The sequence below is a fragment of the Cytophagales bacterium genome (assembly GCA_033344775.1).
GTDB lineage: Bacteria > Bacteroidota > Bacteroidia > Cytophagales > Cyclobacteriaceae > JAWPMT01.
On sequence record JAWPMT010000002.1, the window covers coordinates 463,164 to 476,232 of the forward strand.

Annotated in this window: 6 protein-coding genes; 4 read left to right on the forward strand and 2 right to left on the reverse strand. The window is 37.6% G+C overall.

The window, feature by feature from the left end; genetic code table 11:
- The first annotated feature begins 3 nt into the window (after positions 1-3).
- The 3 genes from R8G66_06400 (at position 4) to R8G66_06410 (ending at position 7,783) form a co-directional block, all read left to right on the forward strand.
- Complete coding sequence (locus tag R8G66_06400; protein ID MDW3191973.1) at positions 4-3,042, forward strand: efflux RND transporter permease subunit; 3,039 nt, start codon at positions 4-6, stop codon at positions 3,040-3,042.
- Between the two features lie 110 nt (positions 3,043-3,152).
- Positions 3,153-6,356, forward strand: a complete 3,204-nt coding sequence (locus R8G66_06405; protein ID MDW3191974.1) for an efflux RND transporter permease subunit — start codon at positions 3,153-3,155, stop codon at positions 6,354-6,356.
- A gap of 209 nt (positions 6,357-6,565) precedes the next feature.
- The gene (locus R8G66_06410) at positions 6,566-7,783 is read left to right on the forward strand and encodes an FtsX-like permease family protein (protein ID MDW3191975.1); all 1,218 of its coding nucleotides are present in this window, start codon (positions 6,566-6,568) and stop codon (positions 7,781-7,783) included.
- Positions 7,784-7,898: 115 nt separating this feature from the next.
- Here the strand turns inward: R8G66_06410 and R8G66_06415 are convergent, their stop codons facing one another.
- Positions 7,899-10,355 (reverse strand): MG2 domain-containing protein, encoded by a 2,457-nt coding sequence (locus R8G66_06415; GenBank protein MDW3191976.1) that lies wholly within the window; start codon positions 10,353-10,355, stop codon positions 7,899-7,901.
- Positions 10,356-10,821: 466 nt separating this feature from the next.
- On the opposite strand from R8G66_06415, the gene R8G66_06420 reads away from it, so the two are divergent.
- A complete protein-coding gene (locus tag R8G66_06420; GenBank protein MDW3191977.1) occupies positions 10,822-11,154 on the forward strand; it encodes a hypothetical protein in 333 nt (110 codons plus the stop codon).
- A gap of 362 nt (positions 11,155-11,516) precedes the next feature.
- Here R8G66_06420 and R8G66_06425 read toward each other — a convergent pair whose 3' ends face one another.
- Entirely contained in the window at positions 11,517-12,488 is a 972-nt protein-coding gene (locus R8G66_06425; GenBank protein ID MDW3191978.1) for a hypothetical protein, read from the reverse strand.
- Between the last annotated feature and the right edge of the window lie 581 nt (positions 12,489-13,069).

Sequence of the window (13,069 nt, forward strand, 5' to 3'; positions counted from 1 at the left end):
AGGATGGTGGCATTCTTAATTAAGCGGCCAATAGGGACCTCGATGGTATGCATCATGGTTATAGTTATAGGGATATTGGCAAGTCAACAATTACCAGTATCCTTGATGCCAGATGTCGATATCCCGGAAATTATTGTGCAATCGAATCATGAAAATTACACTGCTGAACAGATGGAACAGCTAGTTCTTCATCCGCTTAGACATGAATTGCAACAAACACTAAACTTGGATGAAATTAGTTCTGTATCTCAAAATGGGCAAGGTACAATTACCCTACGCTTTCTTTATGGTAGTAATATTTCTCAGGCGTCAATCGAGATAAATGAAAAGGTAGATCTCGCGATGAGGTTTCTGCCAGAGGAGCTTCAACGTCCTAAAGTAATCAAAGCCAGCGCCTTAGACATTCCAGTATTTACACTAAATGTTTCAAGAAAATCAATTGCGTTTACACCACAGGAATTTCTTGAATTAAGTGAATTTACTGAAATGGTGCTGAAACGTCGTATAGAACAGATTCCCGAAGTAGCTTTTGTAGATATTTCTGGTTTTAACATTCCGGAGATTCATGTAACATTTGATTCCGCCAAGGTTTCACAATTAAAGCTAGAAATGGAGTATGTGGCGCAAATAATTAAAGCCAACAATAGGGAAATAGGGAACATTCTTATGCGCGAAGGTCATTACCAGTATCACGTGAAAATTGGGACTGGTTTAAGAAGTATTGATGATTTAGCGGATATCAAAATAAAAATTCAGGATAGGATATTCCAACTTGATGAACTTGCAAGCCTGTCTATTACCCCTGAAAAGGAGATGGGTCAATATTTTTCCAATGGAAAGAGAGCAATAGCTTTAAACATTATTAAGAAGTCCGATGCCCAGGTAGAGAAAATGGCTAAAGGGGTAAAGCAGGTAATCAGCCAACTGGAATTTGAGTACCCCAAACTTAATTTTGATTACACACGTGATCAGTCACGATTACTTTTGGTGACCATCGCTGCGCTTAAACAAAGCTTATTCGTCGGAGCAATGCTGGCTTTTGTCGTCATGTTCTTATTTCTTAGTGATGTTCGGGCTCCTTTACTTGTAGGTTTGTCAATACCTTTATCCGTCATTGTAAGCTTATTAATTTTTCAATTGGTCAATCTTTCAGTTAATATCATTTCGCTCTCGGGACTTCTTCTAGGCGTGGGTATGATGATAGACAATTCAATCATCGTGATTGATAATATTAGTCAACGTTTAAATCGAGGCGATTCTTTGATGGATGCTTGTGAGAAAGGTTCTACTGAGATATTTCGTCCTCTACTGAGTTCTGTACTAACAACCTGTGCAGTTTTTCTACCATTAGTATTTTTGAGTGGCATATCAGGAGCCCTTTTTAAGGATCAAGCCCTAGCAGTAACTATAGGACTCTCTTCATCACTGTTAGTATCTATTTCAATAATTCCCGTTTATTTTAATTGGCTGTTTAGTAGCCAACTATTAAATCAATTGAATGCTACAATTTCACTTAGACCATTTGATTTATCAAGACTCTATAAGTCAGGATTTAATTGGGCAAGTCGGCACCCAAGAATAATGCTACTGATCATGATCTTCAATCTCATTGGCACACTTCCTCTGTACTTCCTGCTTGAAAAAAGAATTTTTCCGGAGCTTACTGAACTGGACACAGAGTTAATTGTCGATTGGAATGAGAATATTCATATAGATGAAAACCAGGAGCGCACAAAAAGACTTCTTAAAGTTGCGCAAGATTGGATTCAAGAAAGCAACAGTTTGTTGGGGAAACAACAATTTATTCTATCCAATAGCAAATCTGCCCAGTCCACCAATGAAGCAATAATTTACATTAAAGCCGCCACGGAAGCTGAGCTAGGTTTCGCTAGGAAAGTGATACTAGAACACGTGCAATGTAATTATCCAAGGGCTTCAATTAAATTTTCCAATCCTGAAAATGCTTACGAGCGTTTATTTACTACAAGCGAGCCGCCCTTAACAGTTCAACTATCACTTAATTCTTCTCCTCGGAATTCATTGAATGTAGTGGATTCCTTAGAGCAATTCCTTAGAAGAACCTTCCCTGAAATGTTGCCCCAGCCTACTGAATCTATTGTTAATATTTCACTTGTACACGAGAATTTGCTGCGTTATAACATAGAGTCAAAGACGGTAATAAATGTATTACAAACCATTTTGAATGATTATCAACTCGGTGAACTCAAGTCTTCACAACGACTAGTCAAAATCAAGACTTCAATGGAAAAGAATGAATTTGGCAAGATGCTTAAAAGTGCGAAAGTCCAAAATGTAGATGGTCATGAATTTCCACTTACTCAGGTTATAAGTGTAACTTCAGCGAAGACTTTTAAGCATATTTATGCTAATAGAGACCGTATTTACTACCCTTATTCTTTTCATATTTCTGAACGAGAATTGGCTTTTCACATGAATGAATTTTCTCAGTTAGTGGCTCCATATAATTCAGTGAACTTGTTCTTTACTGGTTCTCTTCTGAAAAACCGAGTTTTGATAAAAGAATTTACAATAGTACTGATTATAGCTCTTGTGTTTCTTTATTTTATCCTCACAGTGCAATTCGAATCTACATGGCTTCCATTAATTATCTTGACGGAAGTTCCAATGACTTTAATGGCTTGCTTTCTAGGTCTTTATCTTACCTGCACTTCTTTAAACATTATGTCTTTGATTGGTATTGTAGTCATGAGTGGTATTATAGTCAATGACTCTATTCTGAAACTGGATACAATCAATAAACTTCGTAAGTCTGGATATACTATCGACGAAGCTATTTCCATAGGTGGTGAAAGAAGACTTAAACCAATCCTGATGACGAGCCTCACTACAATATTGGCGCTAGTCCCGTTTTTCTTCTCACAGGATTTGGGTTCAGAATTACAACAGCCACTTGCCATCACAGTGATATTTGGCATGTTCATGGGAACCTTTATTAGTTTGTATTACATCCCGCTATTATATCGATGGGTGCTAGGAGGGATTAAACTCTACAATATTTAATCTCCCGTTGTCAATTGAAAATACTTGGAATTTATAGAGAAACTAGTGGGATTTTGCTGCTTACTATTTTCTCCGTTTATTTATGTTGACGACCAAATAACAGCTGCTTTATGAAATCTGACATCTCTCCGTTTCGGATCATTGTTATTTTCATTCTGCTTATAATTATAGGGGTAATTGTGATTCCATTTTTGAATTTCAACTATCGTCCCGCCCTTAAAGGTTCGAAAATCACCTTGACTTATAGTTGGAATGGCGTGTCACCTGAGATTGTAGAACGACAAGTGACAGCACCCCTAGAAGGAGTTTTAGCAACCTTGAGAGGAGTTTCTTCTATTTTTTCTGAGTCCTCTCGTAATCAAGGATATATCACACTGGAGTTTGATGATGTTGATGACCTACAAACCACCAGATTCGAGATTGCTACGCTTATTCGACAGATTGCTTCCACTTTACCGGAAGGGGTTTCTTATCCCAAAATAAGTCAAGGTCACGAAACCTCATCAAAGATTTTGCTTACTTATACCCTGAACGGCAAACTAAGCAATCAGGAGTTACAACAGTTCGGAGTAACTCATCTTGTACCTTCTCTAGAGAATGCATCTGGTGTAAAGGAAATAAAAATTTATGGGGTACAATCTCCATTATGGCATCTCAGTTATAGTCCAAGGCAACTGGCCAGTCTTGATATCACGACGACAGAAATCAGATCTGCCATTAGTAACTACTTTGAAGATCGCCCATTGGGCCTAGTAGAATTCGGTGAATCATTTGCAGAGGAGAATAAAATCGCTGTTTACTTAAAAACTGCTGCAAGAGAAGAAATTGCTTGGGACAGGATTCCAGTTAAAAAAGTGGGTGATCGTATTATTTTCTTAAATTCTGTTTGTTCAATCATGGAAACTTACAGATTGCCTGACAAGTATTACCGTATCAACGGACTTAACTCCGTGACTATGGTAGTTTATGTGGGTCACAAAGCCAATGATTTAATAGTGGCCAGAGTATTGAAGGACAAGATGCGCGAGTTGAGGAAAACTCTACCTGAACAGATATCCTTAACCCTCAGCTACGACAACTCTGAGTTCTTAGAAAAAGAATTGCATAACATTCTCTGGCGCGTTGGATTGTCATTGATAATCCTATTATTTTTTGTCTGGCTAGCGAACAGAAGCTTAGTGTATTTGTTTATTATCGTTTCAAGTATATTCTGCAATATCACCCTGGCTTTTATCTGCTATTTCCTCTTTCAGATCGAAATTCAATTGTATTCACTTGCAGGCTTCACGATTTCACTAGGGATAATAATTGATAATACAATTATTATGGTCGATCACTGGAGAAAGAATCAAAATAAGAAAGTCTTTCTGGCCCTATTGGCAGCTACTATTACAACTATCGGCGCACTTTCGATTATTTTCTTTCTCGAAGAAGACCAGGCATTAAATTTACTGGACTTTGTCTATGTACTTATTATCAACTTGACTATTTCTCTTTTAGTCTCACTTTTTTTTATTCCAGCCCTAATTCGAAGTGCTCACTTGGGAAAGAGCATCAATAACTACTCACTCAGAAATAAGCGAAGGGTCGTTAAGCTTAATAATTTTTATTTTAGAATCAATAAATTTTTATCTCGTTTCCGACTTGCCGTTTATCTAATGTTTGTCCTGTTATTTGGTTTGCCATTTCATTTGCTACCAGAAAAACTTGGTTCAGATACTGAAAGTGAAAAATACAAACATCAGAGTGATACGATAAACGTAGAAACTTCTTGGTACGAAAATTTATACAATTCGACTTTTGGAAGTGAATGGTATAGAGGAAATATTAAGTCAACTATTGAACTCTGGCTCGGAGGAACCTTGCATTTATTTTACGAAAATGTCTTCTCCTCTTCTTATCAGGGTCAGCTAGATCGTACTTTATTGCTTTTTAATGGTAAAATGCCACTGGGGTCCTCTATACAGCAAATGAACGCTGCATTCCTTCAGATTGAAAATTTCCTAAGTCAATTCGATGAAATTGAACAATTTGAAACCAATATACAAAATGCTCAGCAAGCCACCATTAAAATTTATTTCAAGCCAGCATATGAATTCACGAGTTTTCCTTATTTCCTTAAAGCCAAACTTACTGAAAAAGCAATCTATATCGGGGGAATGGATTCTGACATACATGGTGTAGGACGTGGATTTAGCAATTCTTTAAACACCAACTTTAAAAACACCAATCTTTACCTTTTTGGCTATAACTATGATCAATTGATGTCATTTGCCGATTCTTTTAAAAATAGGTTACTTGAAAGTGAACGTATCGTAGAAGTAGACTTGTTAGGAAAACCAAGTTTTTTCGTGTCTCCGAACTTCGAATACTACATGAAAGTAGACAAAGAAGAGTTAGCAAGACAAGAGTTGGAATATACTACCTTACATCAGTTTCTACAGCAAGTTAATTTTCATGACCAAAGCCTATGGCGCGGTCAAATAGGTAGTAGGTTAGTTGACATACATATTTTACCAGAAGAATCCGGCCAGTTGGATGTCTGGAATGTCAAAAATTATCCCATCATAAAGAACGATAATTCGCACATTAAACTATCGAGTTTTGCAGACTTATCTAGGAGAAAAGTAGGAAATCATATAATCAGAGAAAATCAACAATATCGCATTGTACTAGCTTTTGATTTCATTGGGCCCGAACAACTAAAGGAGCGGTATACGGATCGCTTCATTGCTGAAGGTAATCGTTCTTTGCCCCTTGGTTATCAATTGAAGGAACAGAGTGGATTGAGTGGACAGAACCAAAGAAATCAATATTGGATACTATTACTTATATGTGCCATTATCTTTCTTATCGGAGCTATTTTATTTGAATCCATCTGGCAACCACTTTTGATTATTTTTCTAGTCCCTGTGGCATTCATTGGAGTATTCATAACGTTCTATTTCTTTAAGATAAACTTTGATGAAGGTGGCTACGCTTCATTTATTTTGTTAAGTGGGGTAGCGGTGAATGCTGGTTATTTCATTATCAATGACTATAACAATCTCTTACTAGAACGTCCAACCGTTCCTCTCCCAAAATTGTATCAAAAAGCCTTTCAACGTAAGATTTTCCCCATAATGTTAACCATTTGCTCTACTATTGCCGGTATGATTCCATTTCTCGCCAATGGAGATGAAAAGGCTTTTTGGCATGCATTAGCTGCAGGAACAACCGGAGGCTTAATCTTTTCCATACTTGGTGTTTTTATAATATTACCTTTCGTAATTCCAAGAAAGCAATGGGAATCTGTTGCAAATAATATTCAATAATACTTGGATTTTCGGTGGACCGTTCGGTAAAATTATTTTCACTTAATCGTAAATGAAATTAATCATATTTAAGTAGATCAACTCATTTTCTACATGTGCGAGTTAAGTTGATTTCGCTAAAGCGTATGCTGATGATAGTGTAGCTAATGAAAATCACAATTGATTATAAATTGAAGTAATTTCGGAATTGTATTTAAAGTATTCTTAGTTTGAATCTTGCACATTTTATTTCTTCACGAATATCAAAGCACGACGAAGGCTCTTTTTCTTCTGTTATCAGTCGCGTTGCAATTATATCTATTGCTATTGGTGTTGCAGCTGTCTTATTATCAATTATGATACTGTTAGGATTCCAGAAGAAAATCAAGGATAAAATATATAGTTTCAGTGGGCACTTGATTATCAATAAATACTCTCTCACAAACTCTTTTGAGGATCAGGTCATGACTATGGATGATTCACTAGCAACAAAGCTTGACACAATTCCAGGTATAATTCATTGGCAGCCTTTTGCGTTTAGAGCAGGGCTTTTAAAAACCGATGAGGAGGTGCAGGGTGTGGTTGTAAAGGGGATAAGTAATCGCCAAGATACCGTGGCTCTTAAACGGCATTTGATTGAAGGTCAGTTACCAAAATTAGGCTCAAAAAAATATTCAAAAGAAGTTCTTTTGAGTAAGAAAATCGCTCGTTATCTAAAATTAAAAGTTGGTGAGGAAGTACTAATCTATTTTATACAAAATCCCCCACGTTACAGGAAACTTCAAATTTCGGGTATCTATGAAACGGGACTAGAGGAATTTGACGAAAATATAATCTATGGTGATCTTGGTTTAGTTCAAAGGATTAATAATTGGGCGTCAAACGAAATTGGAGGAATAGAATTGTTAATTGACGATACTGATCTTATCGATCAAAGATTGTCGGATATTTATGATGCTATTAGTTATGATCTTTATGTCGAAAAAGTCAGTGACAAATATGTGCAAATTTTTGATTGGCTTTCTTTATTGAATCGAAACGTGGTAATATTTTTGATACTTATACTTCTTGTCGCAGGATTCAGCATGGTATCAATTTTACTGATATTAATCATGGAGCGGACACAAATGGTTGGAATGCTTAAGGCTATGGGTGCATCCAACAGATTACTTCGAAATATATTCGTTAATAATGGACTTAGATTAATCGTCAGAGGGTTGGGATGGGGAAACCTGATCGCTTTCGGATTTGGTTTGATTCAATTTTATGTCAAAGCCATTCCTCTTGATCCAGATAGTTATTATATGGATCACGTTCCTATTTATTTTGATTGGCTATCAATTATTGGTGTCAACTTGTTGGTAATTTTATTAATTAGTAGTAGCCTCTTTATCCCTCTTAACTTCATTTCAAGAATTCAACCCATAAAGTCGATCAAGTTTGACTAGAACAAAGAACTACAAATGGTCCTATTATTTATGTTGTACACATTTAAGTAGCCAATTTGTTGTCCCTTCCTTATTTTTCAATTTCAAGAATAATGGACAAAGTTTCTACCATCATTTAGTCTAGGTGAACACCCATTTTGAAAAGTAGAACATAGTCTAAAAAAATAGATTTTCTACCCACCTTAGGATCTGCTACCGCTAAAAATTGGATTTCAAATTCACCTTTTTCATTAGCTTTCAACTTACCAAAGGAAATCTCCTGAGCTGGACTGTAGGAGTTAATCTGTCGATCCCATGGATACCAACGTGGATATTGAACTGTTCTTCTGACGCGAAAGGTGACGTCTGCATTGCTGAGGCTTGCCCCTGCATAGGACAACGCCTTGGCACTGACGCTAACAGAATCCTTCAGGCGATAGGTCCCTTCTATCGGGTCAAACTTGACCTCAAAAGTGGGACGCTTGTACTCTTCCACCGAGATATATAGATCACTGTATTCGAATTCGTCTATGATGTCATCATAGAACTTGCTATCTTCTTCGTAGTCCTCTTCAACATACAAGTTGTACTCACCGGTAATACCATTTGGGGGCAAGTCAAAATAGCCGCTAAAGGAGCCAAATTCATTTGTTTTCAGGCGTAGAAAACCAATTTCCTCCCCATTTACGTCATCTAGATAAACCTCGACGAACTCATTGGGTACGACGTTAGAATCAGTTCCTTTCTTCTGAATGAGAATGCCTTTGAAGTATACTTTTTGGCCAGGACGATAAATACTTCGATCAGTAAAAAGAAATGTCTTTGCAGTTACTCTCACTAGCTCCTGATTATTCATTCCTCCGTTTCGCTTGTAGAAGTAATAATCTCCGAAAGTTGCAGTATCACCTTCGTAAGCGACTTTTGCTATCACCTGCTGGTGATTATTTGTGATGTTTAGTCGCGCGATGCCGTCTTCATCGCTGCTCACCATTCTATCAAGTGGTATGTTGTAGTCACTTGTATTCCTATTCTTAAGATGGATGGAGGCACCAGATAGTGGGCTACCATTCTTTCGGTTTAGGACATGAAAAAACCTTGCTTCACCACCCATAGCATTATTTTCTGCTATAGCTATATCGGTGACCTGAAAACTGCCGAACGCGTGGATGCCTACGCCCCGCCGTAGCACAGAGTCAGGACTTACTGCCAAGAAGTATGCTCCTGGCATCAAAGAAGGTATAAGAACTTCTGTGCTGTGCTGGTGATAATCTTGTTCGTTTTTGAGTGTTGTACTCCAGCTCTTTACAGGACGAAGTTTCCCTAACCTCGCCAGCTTAAGCGAATCACTTCTCGTTTGGTTTATCTCGCTGATTACTTCATGTGAGGCTTTGTAGAGAAATAGATAAAGGCTATCTAGATTTTTATATCGAATAAGAATTCTAGAGGGTTGATCAATAGACAGATACTTCTCACTAGTTATCAACGCCTCCTTTTCCAGTATTATGTCACGGAGCACAGCACATTGCTGAGCGCCCAGGCTTCCTTCAAACTTGGAGATAATCTCGTTACAAATTGCTAGTGCTTCTCTTCGCTTAAATCGAACGTTTTCGTTTGAACCGGGTGAATAGCTAGAGGATAGATCATTGTCATGAGCAGCAATTTTATATCCAACCTGCGCCGCTACGTCGAGGGTGCTATAGGTGTCCATTAGGGAAACGAGAGCTGCTCGATAATGTTCTTCCTTGCCTTCAAGGATAGCATTTGCCTTGAGAAAATCCAGGCGATCAAGCTCAATATTTACCAGTGCAGAAGGTTCTTCGTCCTCTCGATGGAATTTTAGCAAGGAGTTGTAAATCCCAAGTGCTGTTGCCAAAAATGACAACGAATCGGGTGTGTTAACTTCTACACTAAAAAAAAGACCAAAGGACTTTGCTTCATTGATCTGGAAGGGATTCAACGGTTGCGGAAGGTTCGAATCTGGTCTCGAATACAGGTTCAATGCATTGTGAGCGAGAAAATCGAACAGCGTTGGTCTAAATTTCTTTGAGTCTACATGTTCTATTAGCAGGTCTTCGTATTCACTCAGAGGAACCAATTGAGTGATGGCTGCGTCTCCCAAAGATCTTTGATAGAGGACATGGATCTCATGAAAAATTCGAGTGGCATCCCAGGTGGTAAAAGCAGCTGTATCGTTCTTCGTATTCGCTCTCGATCGGTTGAGCAGCTGCCATCTGTTTTTCTGATAATACTGCCAGTAGATATTGGCGAGCATGCTTTCAAGGAAATGTTTGGTTGAAGTATCTGCTGCGTCTATTTCATTTTTGAATAGGGCAACGATTTTTTCCTGAGATTTCTCTTCAAGATTCAGTAGGAATTTTGACTTGTATATGAGGGCTTTAAGAAGTTGAGGGTTGTTCTTTTCCTTTTTCGCATTTAGGTAAATGGTATCGACTTCAGCGTTTGCAGATCTTGGCAAATCGAGCAGTTCATGGTGATGCACCTGTCTCCAGGCTCGATTATATGAAAACGTATTTTGTGCACAGACGACCTGCGTGATAAATGAGACTAGAAAGAAAAGTAGCAAATTCCTCATACTCCACACAATTTAAATCTCCTATCCTGCAATCTCTATGAACTTTGTCTAGGAAAGTATCTACTACTATGATGCACTTCCATGTGGATTTCCATAAATGAAGTGCCAACTATTTTGATGAATAGAAGACTTTGCTATTTATTGAGGATATTCAATCAAGTTAGTCCTATAAATTGGTGGTTCAATGAAACACTTTTGAATCCTCCAAATTCAGGATCACCACCTTTTTTCTAAGTCAAAGACAGCTCGTCAAATGGCCATGAATTTTTATTCATTAATCTTGTCGACCTTTGGAATAAATATTCAGTATTGTGGTAGCATAATATTGAAGGGAAGGCGTCATAAATTTCGGCGAATCTTCTTAAGAATTTAACCAAATAATATTGTTATTTGATAGAGGGAAAGAGCTATTACTCATACCTTTTCCCTTTATTTATCTTGAACCTGCATTTGACTAGCATAAACCATGGAAAGGAACCTAAAAAAAGAATTCCTTGATCAATTGATTACTGATGAGTTATTAAAAGAACTCCTACCAAAAGCAAAAGAAGAAATTGAATCAGCCAATAAGGACTGTACAATATTTGAAATCAACCCTTTGAGCAATGTTGAGTTTAGAGGATATCAGGTTTTCCTTAAAGCGGGACAATCCAAAGTTGAATTCCATCCGATGCTCAATCCAGTCTTCCAGATAGACTTTGAAAATAGATTGATTGAAGCTTTAGCCCCCGTAGAATCATTGGGGGTATTTCAGGATCATTTGACTTCATTAAACTTAGGTGATACGGATTCCGAGTAAATGAGATAGACGAACTTTTACTCAATGTCAATTCACTTAGTTCATCCAGATTCGTAAAAATTCTTTTAGGGAGTGCTTCTTAATCTGAAAGACTTTTGAATGAGGGGGCTAAATATCAAATGACTTGGGAGATCAAATGATTCCAGCCCTTGTCCTCTGCATCTGAATATGCGCCAGCTTAACCACGGCGCATTTCGTTTGATATTTTATCTTTGAATCAGAACAGTAATCTTTTAACTAGTGCTCAAAGAAAGTCGGGAACGTATTGTCCCGACTTTGCCATAGAACCAACATCGGTATTACTCCGCCAAACAGAGCATACATCTTAATTATTTAGGCCTTGAAGCCCGTCAATTTTATTTCTAATAGCATTTGAACAAGTATCTCTTTTTTAAGGAAATGGCTTCTGGGTGTTCTAGGAATGTGATTTTCATTGTGTCTTTTCTGAATGCGGCACTTACTAATTCGCAATAGTTATCGGCGTTGATTTCATGATCATTCAGGGCTGAGACTTTCCATCCTGGTTCGATACCTGATGACATATAGACATCTTCATCCACACTGGATATTAACACATCCATTGAGTCACTTACATCATATGTTAACCCATAACCTCTGGGATTCATGGTTATGGACCTGCTGCTGTCTTTTCTGATGAGAACTTGTTTATTCTGATAATCCAACACATAGTCCCACCGCTTTAAAACTTTGTTTCCGAGTAAATTTGCTCGACCAGGTGAGATATACCCTGCGACATTCCGCGCTAATACGAAATTTTCCTCTGAGGTTTTAACCAGGGGGATCTTGTATCTGTGCAATTCATCTGACTTGTTGCTGAGACTCCTTCCAGCACTTCCAATAACTCTTACTTTATCTTCTCCGCGAATAGATTCTGGATTTGCGGAAAGTCCAATTCCTCCATTGTAACCTGTATCTAATATAAAAGGCTCTTTTACGCTATTATCCACTTTTAGCCTTAGTCTAATGTGATGGCTATTCCTGTTTATACTCACATTTAGGGTATCAAATACCTGATCCAAGCTTAAAGACTCAATGTTGTTTGCGATTACAATACGTCTATTACTGGAATTAAAATACCATGTGAAATGCTTCATTAAGTCTTTTCCAATGATCCCCTTTATATCGGAATCGCAGTGATTGGGCTTAAACCTTACTCCATCAAATTTGAAATTGTTAAAAGTTAATCCTGACATCTTAAATTCTTCGACTTCATATATCCAGGTGAAAAACAAGTGAGATGTAGCGTCAAGCCCCACAGAAAACCATTTCAGGCCCACGCCAGCTTGTTTATGAAGGGGATCATCAGCATCCATGAAAATGATGTTACTTGCTCCTGTATCTAGGATAAAAGGGTAAGATTTTCCTTCTATCTCACACCATACTTTAAGGTGGCTACTGTTTGTATATTCAAGTGGTAATTCATAGGTCTGAACACTGTTAATATGTTGAGGATTACCTTGTTGTGAAAAGAAGAACCCAAATACTGTAGCTCCCAGGAAAAAAGTCCACAGTAACGATACTCCAAACCCAGATAGAAAAGCATAGTTCAAGTATTTGTTGCTGATTATTGTTTCCTTCCAAACCTTATACAAGGCAAGGGGAAAAATGAACCATCCGAAGTAGAAGCAACCCAGGGCAGCGAAGAATTCTAGAAAGATTGAAAAGCTTTTCAAATACTTTCTTAAAGGGATCTGTAAAAGAAATAAAGTTGTTACTGTGACGTAGCCCCATATCCCAGATAAAACAACAATTACTGAGACATTCTTAATAGATGGGACATTAGTTTTTACTTGAAAATAGAAAGAACATAAACCCATAAGAATCAATCCTGTGGCAATCAATGTTCCTTTAATGAGTCTTTTTCTTTTCAAACTGGCTCTGTTCTTATTAAAAC

Coding starts and splice junctions, on each gene's coding strand:
- R8G66_06400 (MDW3191973.1), top strand. CDS start 4: ATGGTGGCATTCTTAATTAAGCGGCCAATAGGGACCTCGATGGTATGC.
- R8G66_06405 (MDW3191974.1), top strand. CDS start 3,153: ATGAAATCTGACATCTCTCCGTTTCGGATCATTGTTATTTTCATTCTG.
- R8G66_06415 (MDW3191976.1), bottom strand. CDS start 10,355: ATGAGGAATTTGCTACTTTTCTTTCTAGTCTCATTTATCACGCAGGTC.
- R8G66_06420 (MDW3191977.1), top strand. CDS start 10,822: ATGGAAAGGAACCTAAAAAAAGAATTCCTTGATCAATTGATTACTGAT.
- R8G66_06425 (MDW3191978.1), bottom strand. CDS start 12,488: ATGGATGCTGATGATCCCCTTCATAAACAAGCTGGCGTGGGCCTGAAA.